Below are 17,990 nucleotides of genomic sequence, written 5' to 3'. Positions count from 1 at the left end.
ATGCAGGAACGCATCAGCAAGCAGAGCCAGAAGCAGGTAAATGCACCGCAGGAGGTTGAGGCGAAGCAGCTCCAGCACCAGGGTATCGACTCCCTTCTCGATGAGATCGACACCGTTCTTGAAACCAATGCCGAGGCCTTTGTTCAAGGCTTCGTCCAAAAGGGCGGACAGTGATCCCGAAGCGCGTCATGGGAGTGGAGACCGAGTACGGTCTCACGACCGCCACGACGACCGGGGCTCCGTCCTCGCTCACGCCCGAGGATGCTGCCCAGCGGCTCTTCAAGAGGATCGTGGAGTGGGGCAGGTCGACAAACACCTTCCTGACGAACGGTTCGCGCCTCTATCTTGACGTTGGAGCACACCCCGAGTTCGCATCGGCCGAATGCGATTCGATTGCGGACCTGGTGGCAATGGACCGGGCAGGCGACCTGATCTTCCAGTCAATGGTGGACGAAGCTAACCGGAGGCTCGAGGCGGAGGACATGCCCGAGCGAATCCACCTCATCAAGAACAACGTGGACTCGGCCGGTAACTCGTTCGGATGCCACGAGAACTATCTGATTCGCCGGCGCAGGGACTTCCGTGCCCGCGTTGATTCCCTTGTCCCGTTCTTCATCACCCGTCAGGCCCTCACCGGAGCCGGTCACATTCGCAAGCAACCCGGGGGAGCGGTCTATGAGATCTCCCAGCGTGCGGACCAAATGTGGGACGCCATATCGTCAGCATCGACGAGGTCCCGCCCGATCGTGAACACGCGCGACGAGCCGCACGGTGACATCGAGAAGTACCGGCGCATGCACGTCATTGTGGGCGACTCCAACATGTCCCAAACCTCAACGGCGCTGAAGTTTGCAACCACCGAGATGCTGCTCGTCATGATCGAAGACGGGGTCATCATGCCGGACCTCAAACTCCAAGACCCGATGCGCTCAATCAGGGAAATCTCCCACGATGTGAGCCTCAAAACCACGGTCGAGCTGGAGAACGGTCGCATGCGGACGGCACTGCAGATTCAGCGGGAATTCGCGGAAGCAGCGCACAACCACTACGACAGGCAGGGCTACTTCGCGGACCTGGATGACACTCGCTCAGCGATGGTGACGCTCTGGATCGAAGCACTTGACCGCCTGGAAGAGGGCGATCTTGACAGCCTGTCGACCAAGCTCGACTGGATCGCGAAGCACAACATTCTCGAGCGCTACCGGACCAAGGGCGGCCTGTCGTGGGACGATCCTCGGCTCACCCGCCTCGAGTTTGCCTACCACGACCTGTCACCCGCAGCGGGCCTGGCAACGTCGATGGAAAAGCAGGGGCTACTTGAAAGCGTTGTCACCGAGGAAGCGGTACACCACGCGATCGATAATCCGCCGGCAACCACGCGAGCTGCTCTACGCGGACGCTTCGTCAAGGCGGCTTCCGAGGCGCGCCGAGACTTCATGGTCGACTGGATGAATCTGCGACTTCTTGAAGCTGATGGTGCCCGCACCGTGATTCTTAAGGATCCGTTCTCGCCCGTCGATGAACGAGTGGATGAGCTCCTGGAGCAGGTGTGAGGAAAACCCTCGCTGTCTTTCTCCTGATCACCCTCGGGGCCTGCTCGCAGGCTCCGGAGGAAGCTGACACGGGGGAGGAGACTCCGTACTCGGTGAGCTTCTTTGGAGAGCTTGGCAACCCCCACTTTCGTTCCTTCGAAGGAGATATCCCTGATAATCGGGAGGAGAGCATAGATGTTGAGGGCGAAGGTCGGGAAGTAGCACCCGATGCAACCATCCTCTACACCGCCGCCTCCTTCACGGACCGGGGACAGGTTCTCGTTGAACCCACCGGCCCCGTCCTGGGCAAAGCCGAAGACGCTCCAATCGACGTTGTGGGAATAACGGAGGGCTCCAGAGTCCTGCAGATTAATCCCCAAGAGACCGGCGCAGAGATCGTCGTCATCGACATCCACCACACAACAGCGCAGGGCGAGGAACGCGAGATAGCGGGAACAGCTTCCATGACCGTCGGTGACGACGGTGTCCCAACCCTTGGTTCATCTGAACCGGTCGAACAGCTTTCGACTTCGATAGCCATTCGCGGCGCCGGTGCCCAGGTTGCCGCTGATGACCACATCTATCTCCAGTACTCGCTATACGAGGCGGAGACAGGCGAACTCATCGACACGACCTGGCCCGCCAGCCCAATCCTGCTGGAGCTTGAGGGGACTATGGAAGGCTTGCAAACCGGTATCGCTGAAGCCCCGGTTGGCTCACGCCTGCTCATTCAGATTCCGGCTCACCAAGCCCAGGGAACCGACGACCTCATCGCTATCGTCGACATCCTTGCTGTCCACGAGGACGAAGACGTCGACGACGACATGGAGAGTGAACCGACGAGCACATCGGAGCCGACAGAGCTGTCGTCTGCGGACCGTTAGCGGCCCCCGATGTTCGTGCCTGCGAACTGATGAACATCTATGGAGTCCGCTTTAGAACTCCCATTCCCATCCATTAACTGCCCCACCGAGGGCGACAATGAGAATACCCGACTCGTGCGCGCTATCCAGCACAATCTTTCCCGTTGCGCGTTCGTTTGGACCGAGTGTGCTCGGGAGTGAGCCCGCAGCGGAGAGACAGGAGTAGCTATTTCCGATCGAGTCATTTTCTCGAACGCCATCGGGAGAAATGATGTGCATGTCATAGGCGCTCATGTACCACTCTGGCCAGCTGGCGTCCGCGAGGGCCGGATGCGTCTGGATATCAAATGTGATGGCGATATAGTTTCCGTTGGCGGGTGGCTCAGCGAAAGAACTCGTGCACTCGAACTGCGGTTCGATCTCCGTCACTTTGAGCTCGACGATTGTTTCATTTTCTCCATACTCGTCAGCGAGACCAGCGGGTTGCCCAATCGTCTTCACGAGATTTCCGCGATCGCTAATAATCTTCTCGCCAAACTTGTCGTCAAGATCGTCCCCACCGTTTGAGTCTCCCTCGTCGGGAGACTCGGTGGCTTGGGTGGTCCCGGTATCGATCTCGCCTTCGCTAGGTTGCTGCGCAGATTCCTCGGCGGTGGTAGGTGTAGCTTCGTCAGCGGTGATAGCTGGCTCGTCGCTCGCTATTTCTTCGTTTCCGTTTTGCTGTCCCGCGCCCTGGAGCCCGGTCTTAATCGTATCCGAAGCCGCACCGTCTATGACCTCGACAGTTTCACCTCCTGTGTCGACCTGCTCTGTGGCAGTTTCAGATTCTGTCTGAAGGTCGACAGTGCCGGATGCTGCGTCCTCGTCATCTGCCGCACATCCCGTGAGCGCAAGGGTGATAACCGACAGGGCCGCAAATAATCGTTTCGAGATTCATTCCTCCAAAGTGTCCCTCTGTGTAATTGAGGGTATCTTCAGAATCGGACAGATTGAGAGGACTATTGTCGGTGGTAGTGAGGCAACTCTTAGGCTTAGTGGTTATCCCTGGAAACTATTTTGTTTATATCGACCTTTAATACGTTTGGCAGGATGTCGCGATTTCTAGGATGATCCAAGAAGGTCGGGAGCGTGAATGTGCGCTCCCGACCTTCTCCGTGGATCTAAAATTTAGTGGGTTGAAGTAACGCCTTGAACTACGCGGTGACAGTCTCCTTGACCTCAGCTTCGACTCGCGGGTGAAGGGCGCTTGCTCCCCAAGCCACTGCCATGACCAGCAGGGAGGCGAGGAACATGTGGGTGAGGACGAGCGCCTCGGGCAGGTTTGTAAGGTGCTGGACGTAACCGACAACGCCCTCTGCGATAGTGATCGCCATGATGAGCCCCCAGGCTTTCACCGCGGTTGCCGACTCGGGGCTGGGGCTGGTCTTTGCGTGACGGATGACGAGAACGAGCCCAATGATGGCGACGAGGGTGAAGAGCCAGGCGGATAGGGAATGGAGGCGGGTGATCGCTACCGTGTCCATGGCCCACCGGTAGGGTGCTTCATCATCGCCCGAGTGCGGGCCAGCGCCGGTGACGATAACGCCGAGGATAACGAGGACAGCAGAGGTAAGTCCGATAGCTGCCGTGAGGATTTTTGCCCCCGGGAACGGGAGGCTGGGTGCGGTGTCGGGGTGATCGATTCGCCACACGAGGTAGGCGGATATGGCGACGAGTCCCAGCGAGATCAGCATGTGGCTACCAACGACAGCGGGATGTAGGTCAACCAAGACGGTGATGCCACCGACGACTGCCTGGATGGCTATGCCGATAAGAGGGAGCCAGGCGAGCTTCTTGATCGGGGGACGCGAGGCCGTGGGCTGGCGCTTGTAGACAGCGATCAACAGCAGAACGGCAATGACGGTAAGAACGCCTGTCAGGGTCCGGTTGCCGAACTCGATGTAGGGGTGAATCGAGGACTCTTCCTGGAACTGGGGTGTGAACTGGCCGGGCTCGCACAGCGGCCATTGGGAGCAGCCCAGCCCCGATCCTGTCAGGCGGACAAGCCCGCCGGTGACTATGATGCCGATCTGTGCGATGAGGTTCGCGATCGCAAGGTTGCGGGTGGTTCTGTCGACGTGCATGCTTTCCTACTTCGTGTCCCAGCGGAAGCGGGAGGCAGCAAGTAGGCCCCCGCCCACTGCCCATCCTCCCAGAACAAGTATGTGTTTAATAATGGGTTCGCCCGAACCGAGGTTGCGAAGTCCCTCACCAAGGGCGCCGGGCGGAGTGAACTCAACGATCGCACCCCACCAGGACGGGTACTCGGATGCTGGGATGATGATTGCGCCAAGACCCGCCATGACGATCCACAGGGTGTTCGCAAGGGCGAGAACGGCTTCGGGCTTGAGGGTGCCCCCGATGAGGAGGCCGAGCCCGAGGAATGCGGCGAGGCCCAGCACCATGAATGCGAGTCCGGGCAGAAGTACGCCGACAGTGAAGCCAAGGCCCAGGAATGCTCCGACAATCGCGAGCACGGCGGCCTGGATGAGAGCAACGATGGCGATGGCACCGAGCTTGCCTGCGAAGAGACCTATCGGGCCGAGTGGCGTGGTTGCCAGCATGCGGAGCACGCCCCACCTGCGGTCGAAGGCGACGGCAATGGCTTGCGAGGTGAAACCGGTTGATGCCCAGGCGAGGGCCAGCGAGGATGCGAACGCCATGTCAACATCCATGGCTCCCGACGGGCTGAACGACACGTTCGTGAGAACGATGAGTGCCGCGACGGGAATGATGATGTTGAGCAGTGCCTGCTCGCCGTTCCGGAGTATCGTCGCCGTTTCAAAGCGGGTCTGGGCTAGGACGGTCACTGGACCTCCACGAGATCGAAGTACAGGTCCTCGAGCGACCGGGGACGCAGGGAAACACTCACCGTGTTGATGGCATGACGATCGAGAGCGGCCGCAACCTTCGCAAGATCGCCAGGGGTTGCGGGGTTCTTACCGAAGATCTCCAGCTGGTCGCCCCTGCCGAGGAACTCGTAGCCCGGCAGATCGGGGGAGAGGATCTGCCGCAGCGTTTCCGCATGAGCTCCCTCGATCCACATGGAACGACCACCGAGGAGTTCGCTTGCGGGACCATCGGCAATGATCGTTCCGTCCCTCATGACGATCACCTGATCGGCAAGGGTCTCCGCCTCGTCCATGAGGTGGGTGGTGAGAACCACCGTGGTACCCGATGCGGCGAGGTTTCTGATCATGCCGTGGAGGGTGCGGCGGGAGGCCGGGTCCATGCCGGCAGAGGGCTCATCGAGGAATACCAAATCCGGATTTCCCACCAGGGCACATGCGAGCGACAGGCGTTGGCGCTGCCCGCCGGACAGGTGCCGGACCTTTGTTTTGGAATGCTCGGTGAGTTCAAGCAGGTCTAAGAGCTCGCGGACGTCCCTGGGGTTTCGATGAAGTTTGGAGATGTGGGAAAGCACGGCAGCGGCGGTGGGAGCCTGGGGTAGGCCGCCGTCCTGAAGCATGACCCCGACGCGCCTCCGGATCTCAGCACCGCCTGCGACGCGATCCAGCCCAAGCAGAGAGATGGTGCCCGAGACGGGGGTGCGCAAACCCTCGCAACTCTCGATCGTGGTGGTCTTGCCGGCTCCGTTCGGTCCGAGTATTGCCGCTATCGTCCCGCGGGCAACGGAGAACGAAACATCATCGACGACGGTCTTGTCTCCATAGGACATCGTGAGGTTCTGGACCTCGAGCGCGGACTCGATCATTGCCCCATTGTAGGCCGAGAGACCCTGGCCTTCGGCGACGCGCCCACGTCGGTTGCGTAAATCCGCGAAACTACGTGCTAGAACGTGCGTTCGAGACTTGGGCCACGTCCGAAATGCTTGCATTTAGCCAAATAAGCAAGGAAACTGTTGTGTAAAGATATCGAGCGGAAAGGAGGAGGCCATGGCGGAAGCGCAGGAACCAGAATCCGGAACGCGGGAAACCATCCTTCAGCTCATTGTCGAGCGGGGCCCGATAACGGCCGCGAGCCTGGCGAAGATCCTTTATCTTACACCGGCTGCGGTGCGACGCCACATTGGCGTCCTGGAAGAAGATCACCTTATTGAGGTCCACGAGATTGCGGCCTCGACGAAAGCGCGGCGAGGACGGCCGGCGCGCCACTATGTGGCAACATCCGACGGTCACTCGAAGCTCGATAACGCCTATTCCGATCTAGCGTCCGAAGCCCTGGATTTCATTCGCCAGGAGATGGGCGAGGAGAAGATCGAGGCTTTTGCTAGCCGGCGTACGGACGACCTTGAGGAACGCTACGCCGCCGAACTAGAGAAGGCGGGGGATGACCCCGCGACGCGTGCGAAGGCGCTCGTCAAGAAGCTGTCAGATGATGGCTACGCGGCTTCACTGAGGGCGGTGGGACCGAGGGGATATGCGCTTCAGCTATGCCAGGGTCACTGCCCGGTGCAGGAAGTTGCCGGTCAATTCCCGGAGCTCTGCGAGGCTGAGACGCAGGCTTTCTCGAGACTGCTTGGCGTTCACGTCCAAAGACTCGCTACCCTAGCGGGCGGGGACCACGTTTGTACCACCCATATACCACTGCTGATCCCATCCCGCTCCGCGGGAACACCATCGCGTGAAAGCGCAACGGAAGGAAATCAATGACACAGACACGGCCAGAAGCCGGTGTCGGCGAGTCGATGACACAGGAAGAGACCATCGCTTCGATTGGTAACTACAAGTTCGGCTGGCATGACTCTGATGAAGCGGGTGCTAATGCACGCCGCGGTCTGAACGAGGATGTCGTTCGGAGCATCTCCGAGATGAAGGACGAGCCCGAGTGGATGCTTGAGCGCCGTCTCAAGGCACTCAAGCTGTTCGACAAGAAGCCGCTCCCCATGTGGGGTGCTGACCTGACCGATATTGATTTCGATCAGATCAAGTACTTCGTCCGCTCGACGGAGAAGCAGGCTACCTCCTGGGAAGACCTTCCCGAGGACATCAAGGAGACCTACGATCGTCTCGGTATTCCCGAGGCTGAGAAGCAGCGTCTCGTTGCGGGTGTCGCAGCTCAGTACGAGTCAGAGGTTGTCTACCACCAGATCCGTGAGGACCTTGAGCAGCAGGGTGTCATCTTCCTTGACACCGACACCGCTCTGAAGGAGCACCCCGAGCTGTTCGAAGAGTACTTCGGCACCGTTATCCCCGCGGGCGACAACAAGTTCGCTTCGCTGAACACGGCTGTGTGGTCGGGTGGCTCGTTCGTCTACGTTCCCCCGGGCGTTCACGTCGACATCCCGCTCCAGGCCTACTTCCGTATCAACACGGAAAACATGGGTCAGTTCGAGCGCACGCTCATTATCGCCGATGAGGGCTCCTACGTTCACTACGTCGAGGGTTGCACGGCCCCGATCTACAAGTCGGACTCCCTGCACTCGGCAGTTGTTGAGATCATCGTGAAGAAGGACGCTCGCGTCCGTTACACGACGATCCAGAACTGGTCGAACAACGTCTACAACCTCGTCACCAAGCGCACGACGGTTGAAGAGGGCGGCACCATGGAGTGGATCGATGGCAACATCGGCTCCAAGGTCACCATGAAGTACCCGGCCGTCTACCTCATGGGCGAGCACGCCCGCGGTGAGACCCTGTCGATCGCGTTCGCCGGTGCCGATCAGCACCAGGACACGGGCTCGAAGATGGTCCACATGGCTCCCTACACCTCCTCGTCGATCGTCTCGAAGTCGGTTGCCAGGGGTGGTGGACGCGCCTCCTACCGAGGTCTCGTCCAGGTGATGCCCGAGGCCGAGCACTCGAAGTCCACAGTTCTGTGTGACGCGCTCCTTGTCGATACGGAGTCCCGTTCCGACACGTACCCCTACGTTGACGTTCGCGTTGACGACGTCGAGATGGGCCACGAGGCCACCGTCTCGAAGGTTTCCGAGGACCAGCTGTTCTACCTCATGTCGCGCGGCATGCCCGAGGCTGAGGCCATGGCCATGATCGTTCGTGGCTTCGTTGAGCCGATCGCCCGCGAGCTGCCCATGGAATACGCCCTCGAACTTAACCGCCTCATTGAGCTTCAAATGGAAGGAGCCGTCGGCTGATATGACGACGAATCTGTCTACCGATCATTCGCAGGCCAAGCTGGCCACCGACGACCCCGCGCTCAACCAGCAGGTCGTTGGCACATCCCGCGGAGATCGCGAGTCCTCGTTCGATCTCGCCGACTTCCCCGTTCCGAACGGAACCGAAGAGGATTGGCGCTTCACCCCGATCAAGGAGCTTGCTCCCTTCTTCGCTGACAAGCTCGAGGGAACCCTCCCCGAAGTAACGGCCGAGGGCGTTGAGCTCGAGGTTGTTGATCGCGACGATGAGCGCATCGGCACCATTCAGGCACCGGGCGACCGTTCCGCGGTTGTAGCCTGGAACTCCTTCGAAAAGGCCTATGTTGTCACGGTTGCCGAAGGCGCCGAGACCGAGGGCATCGTGAAGGTGAAGGGCCAGGGTGGCGACCCGTCCTCCCTCCACTTCCACTTCGTGGCCGAGACAAACTCGAACTCCACGATCGTGGTTGCCCACGACGGTGACGCAATGCTGTCCGAGGCCATCGAGATTGACGTCAAGGACGGCGCGCACCTGACCTTCGTGACGGTCCAGGAATGGGAAGAGGATTCGATCCACCTTTCCAACAACCGCATCCGTCTCGGTAAGGACGCTTCGATCCGCCACATCGTGGTTACGCTCGGCGGCAAGATCGTTCGCGTCACCACCGACGGCGAATACGCTGGCACGGGCGGCGACATGGAGCTGCTTGGCGCCTACTACACGGACGCTGGCCAGCACCAGGAGCACCGTCTCTTCGTCAAGCACGGAGTGCCGGACTGCCGTTCGAACGCCACCTACAAGGGTGCCCTTCAGGGCGACGACGCACACGCAGTGTGGATTGGCGACGTCCTCATCGAGGTCGAGGCCACCGGAACCGACACGTACGAGCTGAACCGCAACCTTGTTCTGACCGAAGGTGCGAAGGCCGACTCGGTCCCGAACCTCGAGATCAAGACGGGCGAGATCGAGGGTGCAGGACACGCATCCGCGACCGGTCGTTTCGATGACGAGCAGCTGTTCTACCTCCAGGCCCGCGGAATCCCGGAGGACGTGGCGCGCCGCCTCGTCGTTCGTGGCTTCTTCTCCTCGCTCATCAACCAGATCGGCGTTCCGTCGATTCAGGAGAAGCTCATGGCCGCGATCGAGGTCGAGCTCGACCAGACAATGGCTGGCGTCGAGGCATGACATTTCAGGTTGCGTGCCAGGAAGCAGATGTAGATCCTGCGGACGTTATGCAGGTGACCCTTGATGGGGTTGACCTGGCGATCGCTCGAGACTCTGACGGCTCCTGGCACGCCATCTCCGATCTGTGCACGCACGGCAACGTGTCGCTCTCGGACGGTGACGTGGAAGACGGCGGCATTGAATGCTGGAAGCACGGCTCCGTCTTCGACCTGCGGACGGGCAAACCCCGTCAGCTGCCCGCCATCCAATCTGTGTCGGTATACGCCCTGAAGCTGGAAGACGGCTCCGTCTGGGTCGATGTCGACAGTCCACTCAACTAGTACTTTTCACACCTTAGAAATTTAGAAAGGGACCCACGTGTCCAACCTGGTAATTAAGAACCTCCACGTCTCGGTCGAGACGAACGAAGGCGACAAGCCGATCCTTCACGGCGTCGACCTCACCATCAACCCCGGCGAGATCCACGCCATCATGGGCCCGAACGGCTCCGGCAAGTCGACCCTCGCATACGCACTCGCAGGTCACCCGAAGTACACCATCACCGAAGGCGAGGTTCTCCTCGAGGGCGAGAATATCGTCGAGATGCCGGCCGATGAGCGTGCACGCGCAGGACTGTTCCTTGCTATGCAGTACCCGGTCGAGGTTCCCGGTGTCACCGTCTCGAACTTCCTCCGCACCGCGAAGACCGCGATCGACGGCGAAGCTCCCGCGCTCCGCACCTGGGTCAGCGACCTCAAGGACTCGATGAAGGCGCTCCGCATGGATGACGACTTCGCGCAGCGTGATCTCAACACCGGTTTCTCCGGTGGCGAGAAGAAGCGTAACGAGATCCTTCAGATGAAGCTCCTCAAGCCGAAGTTCGCTGTTCTCGACGAAACCGACTCCGGCCTGGACGTCGACGCGCTCCGCGTTGTTTCCGAGGGAGTTAACTCGGTCCACGGCGAGACCAACGTCGGCATTGCTCTCATCACCCACTACACCCGTATCCTCCAGTACATCAAGCCGGATCACGTCCACGTGTTCGTTGATGGCAAGGTTGCTGAGTCGGGCGGTGCAGAGCTCGCCACTCAGCTCGAGAACGAAGGATACGACCGCTTCCTGTGAAAGTAGACTCCATGACCACCCCTGCTCCGGTTACTGACTTCCCGATCCTGGCTCGCCCAGCTCGGGGAGGGAACCGGCTCGTCTACCTCGACTCGGCAGCGACCGCGCAGCGCCCTATCCAGGTCATCGAAGCGGAACGCGAATTCCTCACGACCAGGAACGGCGCGGTGAAGCGCGGAAGCCACCTCCTGGCGGAGGAAGCCACCGAGGCCTACGAGGCCGCCCGCGAAAAGGTTGCGGCCTTTGTCGGCGGTCAGACGGACGAGGTGGTCTGGACGAAGAACTCCACAGAGGCACTGAACCTTGTCGCCTACTCCCTGTCGAACGCATCGGCAGGGAGGGGCGGCGAGGCCGCCTCGCGGCTCGCCATCGGACCCGGCGATGAAATCGTCGTGACCCGCGCCGAGCATCACGCGAACCTCGTGCCCTGGCAGGAGCTGTGTGCACGAACGGGAGCCACCCTCAAGTGGCTTGACGTCCTCCCCATGGGAACACCCGACCAGGGACGCCTCGACATGGCGACCCTTGACGTCATGACCGAACGGACGAAGGTTGTCGCCTTCGCACACGTCTCCAACGTGACCGGAGCAGTCGCTCCCGTCGCGGAGATCGTTGCCGCTGCCAAGGCGGTTGGGGCCCTTGTCGTTCTTGACGCCTGCCAGTCCGTTCCCCATTTCCCCGTCGACTTCCCGTCGCTTGGGGTCGATGTGGCAGTTTTCTCCGGCCACAAGATGCTTGGACCCACCGGCATCGGCGCCCTCTGGGCAAAGGCCGAACTACTCGACGCTCTTCCGGTGTTCATGACCGGTGGTTCCATGGTCGAGGTTGTCACCATGGAGTCGACAACGTACCTCAAGGCCCCGGCGAAGTTCGAGGCCGGCACGCAGATGGTGTCCCAGGCGGTTGGCCTCGGAGCAGCGGTTGACTATCTGAACCACGTTGGTATGGAGAACATCCACGCTCACGAGGTTGCGCTGACAGAACGTATGCTGGCCGGGATCGCCAAGATTGATGGTGTCCGCGTCGTCGGGCCGACATCTTCCCACGACCGAGTGGGTGCCGTCGCATTCGTTGTCGAGGACGTTCACCCTCACGACGTCGGACAGGTCCTCGACTCGAAGGGCGTGGAGGTCCGCGTCGGGCACCACTGCGCCCAGCCGATCCACCAGGTGTTCGATACCTTCGCTTCGTCGCGCGCCTCGATCGGGCCGTACAATACAGAGGCAGACGTTGACGCGTTCCTTGACGCGCTTTCCGGCGTCCGAGCCTACTTTGGAGTGTCATGAGCGAACTAGACCAAATGTACCGGGAAATTATCCTCGACCACGCGAAACTTCGCCACGGTCACGGACTCCTCGAGAACCCGGACGGCGAGTCCTTCCAGGTCAACCCGACCTGCGGCGACCAGGTCACCGTGCAGCTCAATATGGATGGCGACACGATTAGGGAACTCGTTTGGGACGGCAAGGGATGCTCGATTTCCCAGGCGTCGATCTCGGTTATGACCGGACTCGTTGAAGGTAAGAGTGTCGCGGAAGCGAATGAACTTCTCGATCTGTTTACCGAACTGATGAACTCCCGGGGCAAGGGCATTGAGGACGAAAAGCTGGACCGACTGGAGGATGCGTCGGCATTCGTGGGCGTCGCCCAGTTCCCGGCACGAATTAAATGCGCACTGCTTGGCTGGATGGCTATGCGCGATGCAACAATCAAGGCCAGCTCAATGAAAGGAGAAGGCCAATGAGTGATCTCACCGTGGCCGAAGTCGAAGAGGCCCTGCGCGACGTCATCGACCCCGAGCTCGGGATCAATGTTGTTGACCTTGGACTCCTGTACGGAGTGACCCTTGATGGCAACTCCGCCATCATCGACATGACCCTGACCTCGGCAGCGTGCCCGCTGACCGATGTCATCGAGGACCAGGCTATCCAGGCTCTTGAGGGACTTGTTTCCGAAGTCCGACTCAACTGGGTGTGGCTGCCGCCGTGGGGTCCGGACAAGATCACGGCATCGGGCCGTGAGCAGCTCCGGGCACTGGGCTTCAACGTTTAAAGTAACTGGCACGGGCCGGACGATATCTTCTGGCATTCATACTGCCGTGACGGCAAAGGGCGGGATAGGAGACTATTCCGCCCTTTTGCTCTGTCACCAGCCGTTTGCTCTGTCACCAGCCGTGCTCTGGACGTGAATAGGGGATATTCCGGGACGATTGTACGCAAAGTGCGGATGCGTCGGTGGTAGGCTCATTAGCCATAGCTAGGAGGAGAACAGGTGAGCATACTCTCGACGATCCATTCACCGGCCGACGTTGGCCGGTTGAACAGTAAGAAACTTGCACAGCTCAGTGGCGAGATCCGTACGTTCCTGGTCGAGTCAGTATCCGCAACCGGTGGACACCTGGGACCCAATCTGGGCGTTGTCGAGCTGACACTCTCCCTCCACCGCGTCTTCGACTCCCCGCGCGATACCCTCCTGTTCGATACTGGCCACCAGTCATACGTGCACAAAGTCCTTACGGGCCGTAAGGACTTCTCCAAGCTACGCTCCGAGGGCGGCCTGTCGGGTTATCCATCCCGCGAAGAATCTCCCCATGATGTCATTGAGAATTCCCATGCTTCAACGGCACTGTCCTGGGCACTCGGAGTGGCTCGGGGATATCACATGTCGGGGGAGGACCGCACCGTCGTTGCGGTCATTGGAGATGGTGCATTGACCGGCGGAATGGCCTGGGAGGCACTCAACAATATTGCCGAGGATGATTCCCTTCCGATCGTTATCGTCCTCAATGACAATGGCCGCTCGTACGAGCCAACCATTGGCGGCATGGCACGCCGTTTCGACCAGGTGCGCGTCTCACGCAACTACGAGAACCTGCTCAACTGGGGCAAGAAGACCCTGCGAGCCTCGGGCCCTCCCGGACGTCTCGCCTACGACGCGATGCACGGCTTCAAAAAAGGTGTTAAAGACATCTTCGTTGATGCGGGTATCTTCGATTCGCTGGGCCTGAAATACCTTGGCCCGATAGACGGTCACGACATTGAGGACCTGGATGCGGCACTGACTATCGCGAAGGAGTACGGCGGTCCGGTTGTCGTCCACGCCATCACCGAAAAGGGGCGCGGATACCAACCGGCACTTGATGACGTAGCAGACAGGTTCCATGCAGTTGGCCAGATTCACCCGGAAACTGGTCTGCCCATCGTTCCGGGTGGCTTCGGTTGGACCGCGGTGTTTGCGGACGAGATCGTCAAGCTTGCGGAGAAGAACGACAAGGTCATTGCCCTGACTGCTGCCATGCTTCGTCCCGTCGGCCTTGGTCCCATGAGAGACAAATTCCCGGACCGGGTTATTGACACCGGTATCGCTGAACAGCATGCCCTGACAACGGCAGCGGGGTTGGGGTATGCCGGGTATCACCCGGTGGTTGCCCTCTACGCCACGTTCCTCAACCGGGCCTTCGACCAGTTGCTCATGGACGTGGCGCTTCACAAGGCTCCCTGCACCGTCGTTCTCGACCGCGCGGGTGTCACGGGCAACGACGGGGCCTCTCACAACGGTATGTGGGACCTGTCCCTCGCCGCCATGGTCCCCGGCCTCAGAGTTGCGGCCCCGCGCGATGAAGCAACCCTGCGTGATCAACTGGGGGAGGCCCTCGCAGCCGACGACGGGCCGACACTACTCCGCTACCCGAAGGGCTCCATCCCCGCCGAAATCCCCGCGCTCGAGCGCCGGGACACGATCGATATCATCGGTCGGTCCAACGGCACCGGAGCAAAGATCCTTGTTGTCTCCGTTGGAGCTATGGCCCCGGCGGCCATGGCGGCAACAACCGTCGATACGGCGGATGTGACAGTGGTGGATCCGCGCTGGGTTCTCCCGATCTCCCGCGAGCTGGTGGAGATGGCGGAAGAGTTCGATGCCGTCGTCACCATTGAGGATGGTTTGCGCGACGGTGGCGTCGGACAGCAACTAGCCGATCACATAGATTGTCCCGTCACCGTTCTGGGGATCTCTCGCCACTTTATTGCTCATGCCGCACGTGGAGACATTCTCATTCGGGAGAACATGACTGGCGACGATGTTGTGACGGCCGTGCGTGCAGCCGCTGGCCAGGGACCCGCTCTTAGCCTCGCTCAGGACGCCTAAGCATCTGCATCCCCACGCCCAGCATCCTGGATCTCTCCGGTAATGGAAGAAGCGACAGGGCCGGGCGTATGCCCAACCCTGTCATGACAGCCTCAACCCGCTACCCGCCAGCTACTTGCTGACGAGAGTTAATTCAGCAGTGTTCGTTGAGCTCAGTGTTAGTGAACTATTCGTCTTCACCACTTCGAGGAAGCCTGATTGCGACCTCTTCTATCTGCCAGGGTCGAGCTCCCGATCGGTAGAGGACCTCGACCATCTGATCCACGGTGTTCCATCCTGTCCACGCCAGGTCACGCTGGATAGCGGGCTTGAGCAGGACTTCCTGGCGGATACCGATTTCCTCAGCGCGTGCGAGAACGGTGGGGCGAACAATGTCCCAGCGGCGCGCAGCCTCGGGGTTCTGGTTCTTCCAGTTACGCACGTTCGGCAGGCCGTCCTTCGTGGCCGCGTGGCGGCCGGGAAGATCCTCGCTTTCCCAGCCCCGCTCAATAGCCTCCCACCAGCGCTCAATGAGAACCTGGCGGGACCTGGAACGGACCGCCGAAGACGAACGCACTTCCTCGACGCTCTTGGGCATGGATGCCGCAAGTGCGCCAAGGGCTCGTGCCGGTAGGACCTTCTCCGGGCCCACGTCGCGTGCCTTTGCAATCTCGTCGCGTTCCCACCAGAGTTCACGCAGGATGGAGAGGCCGCGCGGGTCCCTGATCCGCTGAGATGAGGCGATCTTGCGCCAGGGCTCAGGATTGACCTTCTTTGGGGGAGCGGTCAGCAGATGATTGCACTCTTGAACCATCCACTCCATGCGGCCGATCTTCTCCAGTCGCTCCATCTGAATCTTGCGTTCCTCGATGAGGAGCTCGACGTCCAGTGCCGCGTAGGACAGGAGAGCCGGGGCCAGGGGACGGGCCGACCAGTCGGAGTTGGAGTGCTCCTTGGCTAACTGAATGTCCTGGTCGTTAGAGATCACGGCCTGAAGGGAAACCCTCTCATCGCCAAGGAGGAGCGCGGCCACCTCCGTGTCCCACAGGGATGGTGCCTGCAGTCCCTCGCCGGTTAGTGACGGCAGGTCCTGATCGGCGGCGTGCAGAATCCACTCGTCTTCGGCAAGGACTTCAGCGAGCTGTGGCATCATGTCCGACAGTGGCGGCGGGTCAATGAGGAAGATCCCGGAGCCTTCGCGCTTAATCTGAATAAGGTAGGCGCGGCCCGAATATCGGATCCCCTGAGCCCTTTCGGTGTCGACCGCGAACGGGCCGGTGCCCTTCTTCAGGGCGGCAATGGCTGTGGCCATGCCCTCGGGCGTGGAAATGAGCGGTGGGATTCCACCGCGCGGTTCATCAAGCTTCACAAGCGATCCAGTGGGGTAATTGACGGAGTATCAGGGTCGAGGCCGCCTGCGGTGCAGGCGAATTCGGCCCAGGCATCGAGATGATCCGCGACGTTCTCGGACGCGGGGGACCAGGAGGCCCTGACCTCGACCGTGACGCGGGTACCGTCCAAGTGTAGACCACGGAACGATTCATCGATTTGTCGTGTCACTGTGCCGTTAAGCGAATGGTACGGAGCACCGTGTGCTTCGAGGGCCTCGGTGAGCCAGGACCAGGCAACCTCACCGAGTAGCGGGTCATCGCCAAGCTCAGCTTCGACGGGTGCTGACACGTGGCACACGATTCGGAATGTGGAATCCCACGCGGGCTGGCCGGCAGGATCGTGGAGGAGGACAAACCGGGCTTCAGCGCGGTATCCATCGGGATCGAGGGCATCGCCACTCGTGTTGACTTCCGCGGCGAGGGCCGCGGCCCAGGGAGCGATCTTCTTGGGCGCGGGAATCTCCTGGAGGCGGAACTCGCGACGGAACGTATGATCGCGCAGGGAGTCCAGGCTCGCGAGGAATAGCGGCGGTACGTCTGGCACACAATTACACTAGCTATTCCACCGTTACCGGCATGCCAGGCGCGCCGGTAGACTGTCCCTGACGAGATCCACACGTTTCGAGGAAATATGCCCTTCTCCCGTATCATCCCGCTTCATCCGACAGAGTTTACGGCCCGTGCGGCCGCGGCACGCGTTGATCTGCCACTCGAGCAGTCACAAGCGTGGGATCGCTATGACGAAGCGGTCGACGGTAGGAGCCCCTTCGGTCGCTATGTGTGGCAGGTCGACGGCGAGGACCGGGCCTTCCTGTCTCTGACCGCCCTGACGGGCCGCGGATTTAAATATCTGTGGGCCAAGGAAGGTCCGGTATGGACTGGGGCACCGAGCGCTCGTGAGGAAGAGTATTTCCACAAGGATCTCAAAAAGATCCTCAAGCCCAACAAGTCTTTCGCCTTTGTGCGGCTTCATGCCCACCACACGTCTTCCCGCCTCCATGAGGTGCTTCAGTCGATTCCGTTTGACAGAACCGTCATTCTTGACCTGACAATGGATTCCGATGCTCTCATGGCAAGCATGAAGAAGCGCGGGCGTCGCGATGTGCGTAAGTCCCTCAGGAACGAATCCCTTGTTCCGCAGGAAGAGACCGGACGCGCCCTCGAGATCTTCGACGAACTCTATGAGCTTCTGAAAGAAACAGGCGATCGAGACGGCTTCGGCATTGCCCCCAAGTCGTCGTACACGACCATGCTGTCTTCGCTTGGCCCAGAGCATGCCCGGCTCTTCACGGTCCGCCAAGAGAACAGTGTGCTGTGCTGGGGGATCGTGACTGTCAACGGCCCCCTTGCCACCTACTACTATGCGGCGTCGAATGCGGCCGGGCGCAAGGAGGGAGCACCCGACCTCCTCGTCTGGTTCATGACCGAAACTCTTCGCGAATCCGGAGTCAGAACTTTCGACCTCATGGGTATTGACTCCGAGCGTGCACCCCAACTTGCTGGTGTCCGCGGCTTTAAAACAAAGTTCTCCGAGGAGATCACCGAAGTGCCCGGTGCCTGGGACCTGCCGCTCAACCGGCTCTGGTACGCCTCGCTCACCGCCGCTCTCAAGGGCAAGCGCATGGCCGTGCAGAAGCTGAAGGAGCTTCGTCAGCCAAAGGACCACGCGGACTCCGAGAAGGCCTAAGAAGACTC

At 60.5% G+C, this 17,990-nt stretch carries 19 protein-coding genes; 13 read left to right on the top strand and 6 right to left on the bottom strand.

The features are described 5' to 3' along the window. Genes ACTHUY_RS02795 through ACTHUY_RS02785 form a run of 3 tightly spaced genes read left to right on the top strand, consistent with a single transcriptional unit; the run spans position 1 to position 2,416 of the window. Positions 1 to 174: a ubiquitin-like protein Pup gene (locus ACTHUY_RS02795; RefSeq protein WP_126703241.1), complete on the top strand. Its 174-nt coding sequence runs from the start codon at positions 1 to 3 to the stop codon at positions 172 to 174. Further along, positions 171 to 1,553 (top strand): Pup--protein ligase, encoded by a 1,383-nt coding sequence (gene pafA, locus ACTHUY_RS02790; RefSeq protein ID WP_441677590.1) that lies wholly within the window; start codon positions 171 to 173, stop codon positions 1,551 to 1,553. Before ACTHUY_RS02795 ends, pafA begins: the two co-directional genes overlap by 4 nt. After that, on the top strand, positions 1,550 to 2,416 hold the full coding sequence (locus ACTHUY_RS02785; RefSeq protein ID WP_441677588.1) for an FKBP-type peptidyl-prolyl cis-trans isomerase: 867 nt from the start codon (positions 1,550 to 1,552) through the stop codon (positions 2,414 to 2,416). The genes pafA and ACTHUY_RS02785 overlap by 4 nt, the downstream gene beginning before the upstream one ends. A 51-nt stretch (positions 2,417 to 2,467) precedes the next feature. On the opposite strand, the gene ACTHUY_RS02780 is transcribed toward ACTHUY_RS02785, so the two are convergent. From ACTHUY_RS02780 to ACTHUY_RS02765, 4 genes are all read right to left on the bottom strand, one after another. Further along, on the bottom strand, positions 2,468 to 2,896 hold the full coding sequence (locus tag ACTHUY_RS02780; RefSeq protein WP_441677586.1) for a hypothetical protein: 429 nt from the start codon (positions 2,894 to 2,896) through the stop codon (positions 2,468 to 2,470). 692 nt (positions 2,897 to 3,588) lie between these two features. Continuing rightward, positions 3,589 to 4,518 (bottom strand): COX15/CtaA family protein, encoded by a 930-nt coding sequence (locus ACTHUY_RS02775; protein WP_441677584.1) that lies wholly within the window; start codon positions 4,516 to 4,518, stop codon positions 3,589 to 3,591. A gap of 6 nt (positions 4,519 to 4,524) precedes the next feature. Next, a complete protein-coding gene (locus ACTHUY_RS02770) occupies positions 4,525 to 5,244 on the bottom strand; it encodes an ABC transporter permease (RefSeq protein ID WP_441677582.1) in 720 nt (239 codons plus the stop codon). Continuing rightward, the gene (locus ACTHUY_RS02765; RefSeq protein WP_441677580.1) at positions 5,241 to 6,149 is read right to left on the bottom strand and encodes an ATP-binding cassette domain-containing protein; all 909 of its coding nucleotides are present in this window, start codon (positions 6,147 to 6,149) and stop codon (positions 5,241 to 5,243) included. Before ACTHUY_RS02765 ends, ACTHUY_RS02770 begins: the two co-directional genes overlap by 4 nt. A 181-nt stretch (positions 6,150 to 6,330) precedes the next feature. Here ACTHUY_RS02765 and ACTHUY_RS02760 point away from each other — a divergent pair, with 181 nt between their 5' ends. From ACTHUY_RS02760 to dxs, 9 genes are all read left to right on the top strand, one after another. Next, positions 6,331 to 7,047, top strand: coding sequence for a helix-turn-helix transcriptional regulator (locus ACTHUY_RS02760; RefSeq protein ID WP_126703245.1), 717 nt, complete (start codon positions 6,331 to 6,333; stop codon positions 7,045 to 7,047). After that, positions 7,044 to 8,489, top strand: a complete 1,446-nt coding sequence (gene sufB / locus ACTHUY_RS02755; RefSeq protein ID WP_441677578.1) for a Fe-S cluster assembly protein SufB — start codon at positions 7,044 to 7,046, stop codon at positions 8,487 to 8,489. Before ACTHUY_RS02760 ends, sufB begins: the two co-directional genes overlap by 4 nt. A 1-nt stretch (position 8,490) precedes the next feature. Further along, complete coding sequence (gene sufD, locus ACTHUY_RS02750) at positions 8,491 to 9,675, top strand: Fe-S cluster assembly protein SufD (RefSeq protein WP_441677577.1); 1,185 nt, start codon at positions 8,491 to 8,493, stop codon at positions 9,673 to 9,675. Then, positions 9,672 to 9,995, top strand: coding sequence for a non-heme iron oxygenase ferredoxin subunit (locus ACTHUY_RS02745; protein ID WP_441677575.1), 324 nt, complete (start codon positions 9,672 to 9,674; stop codon positions 9,993 to 9,995). Before sufD ends, ACTHUY_RS02745 begins: the two co-directional genes overlap by 4 nt. A 37-nt stretch (positions 9,996 to 10,032) precedes the next feature. Next, positions 10,033 to 10,779 carry a Fe-S cluster assembly ATPase SufC gene (gene sufC, locus ACTHUY_RS02740; protein ID WP_441677573.1) on the top strand — a complete coding sequence of 249 codons (747 nt, stop codon included), beginning with the start codon at positions 10,033 to 10,035 and terminating at the stop codon, positions 10,777 to 10,779. Between the two features lie 11 nt (positions 10,780 to 10,790). Further along, entirely contained in the window at positions 10,791 to 12,065 is a 1,275-nt protein-coding gene (locus ACTHUY_RS02735; RefSeq protein WP_441677571.1) for a SufS family cysteine desulfurase, read from the top strand. Beyond that, a complete protein-coding gene (sufU, locus tag ACTHUY_RS02730) occupies positions 12,062 to 12,523 on the top strand; it encodes a Fe-S cluster assembly sulfur transfer protein SufU (protein ID WP_126703250.1) in 462 nt (153 codons plus the stop codon). Before ACTHUY_RS02735 ends, sufU begins: the two co-directional genes overlap by 4 nt. Then, positions 12,448 to 12,831, top strand: coding sequence for a metal-sulfur cluster assembly factor (locus ACTHUY_RS02725; RefSeq protein ID WP_407644338.1), 384 nt, complete (start codon positions 12,448 to 12,450; stop codon positions 12,829 to 12,831). Before sufU ends, ACTHUY_RS02725 begins: the two co-directional genes overlap by 76 nt. A 219-nt stretch (positions 12,832 to 13,050) precedes the next feature. Continuing rightward, complete coding sequence (dxs, locus tag ACTHUY_RS02720) at positions 13,051 to 14,925, top strand: 1-deoxy-D-xylulose-5-phosphate synthase (RefSeq protein ID WP_441677569.1); 1,875 nt, start codon at positions 13,051 to 13,053, stop codon at positions 14,923 to 14,925. Between the two features lie 166 nt (positions 14,926 to 15,091). Here dxs and ACTHUY_RS02715 read toward each other — a convergent pair whose 3' ends face one another. Together ACTHUY_RS02715 and ACTHUY_RS02710 are read right to left on the bottom strand one after the other, a co-directional pair. Beyond that, the gene (locus tag ACTHUY_RS02715) at positions 15,092 to 16,273 is read right to left on the bottom strand and encodes an HRDC domain-containing protein (RefSeq protein WP_441677567.1); all 1,182 of its coding nucleotides are present in this window, start codon (positions 16,271 to 16,273) and stop codon (positions 15,092 to 15,094) included. Next, positions 16,270 to 16,839, bottom strand: coding sequence for a DUF3000 domain-containing protein (locus ACTHUY_RS02710; RefSeq protein WP_126703252.1), 570 nt, complete (start codon positions 16,837 to 16,839; stop codon positions 16,270 to 16,272). The genes ACTHUY_RS02715 and ACTHUY_RS02710 overlap by 4 nt, the downstream gene beginning before the upstream one ends. Before the next feature lie 87 nt (positions 16,840 to 16,926). On the opposite strand from ACTHUY_RS02710, the gene ACTHUY_RS02705 reads away from it, so the two are divergent. Beyond that, positions 16,927 to 17,982 carry a lipid II:glycine glycyltransferase FemX gene (locus tag ACTHUY_RS02705; protein WP_441677566.1) on the top strand — a complete coding sequence of 352 codons (1,056 nt, stop codon included), beginning with the start codon at positions 16,927 to 16,929 and terminating at the stop codon, positions 17,980 to 17,982. Positions 17,983 to 17,990: the final 8 nt, after the last annotated feature.

It is taken from the genome of Flaviflexus sp. (assembly GCF_052087705.1).
Taxonomy (GTDB): Bacteria; Actinomycetota; Actinomycetes; order Actinomycetales; family Actinomycetaceae; genus Flaviflexus; species Flaviflexus ciconiae.
Note: the sequence above shows the minus strand (reverse complement) of the source record. Positions and strands in the feature narration are given on the sequence as shown.

Excerpts from the sequence above, each read along its gene's own strand:
- ACTHUY_RS02795 (WP_126703241.1), top strand. The coding sequence starts at position 1 with ATGCAGGAACGCATCAGCAAGCAGAGCCAGAAGCAGGTAAATGCACCG.
- ACTHUY_RS02735 (WP_441677571.1), top strand. The coding sequence starts at position 10,791 with ATGACCACCCCTGCTCCGGTTACTGACTTCCCGATCCTGGCTCGCCCA.
- sufB (WP_441677578.1), top strand. The coding sequence starts at position 7,044 with ATGACACAGACACGGCCAGAAGCCGGTGTCGGCGAGTCGATGACACAG.
- ACTHUY_RS02725 (WP_407644338.1), top strand. The coding sequence starts at position 12,448 with ATGCGCACTGCTTGGCTGGATGGCTATGCGCGATGCAACAATCAAGGC.
- ACTHUY_RS02760 (WP_126703245.1), top strand. The coding sequence starts at position 6,331 with ATGGCGGAAGCGCAGGAACCAGAATCCGGAACGCGGGAAACCATCCTT.
- sufD (WP_441677577.1), top strand. The coding sequence starts at position 8,491 with ATGACGACGAATCTGTCTACCGATCATTCGCAGGCCAAGCTGGCCACC.
- ACTHUY_RS02745 (WP_441677575.1), top strand. The coding sequence starts at position 9,672 with ATGACATTTCAGGTTGCGTGCCAGGAAGCAGATGTAGATCCTGCGGAC.
- sufU (WP_126703250.1), top strand. The coding sequence starts at position 12,062 with ATGAGCGAACTAGACCAAATGTACCGGGAAATTATCCTCGACCACGCG.
- ACTHUY_RS02705 (WP_441677566.1), top strand. The coding sequence starts at position 16,927 with ATGCCCTTCTCCCGTATCATCCCGCTTCATCCGACAGAGTTTACGGCC.
- ACTHUY_RS02775 (WP_441677584.1), bottom strand. The coding sequence starts at position 4,518 with ATGCACGTCGACAGAACCACCCGCAACCTTGCGATCGCGAACCTCATC.
- ACTHUY_RS02765 (WP_441677580.1), bottom strand. The coding sequence starts at position 6,149 with ATGATCGAGTCCGCGCTCGAGGTCCAGAACCTCACGATGTCCTATGGA.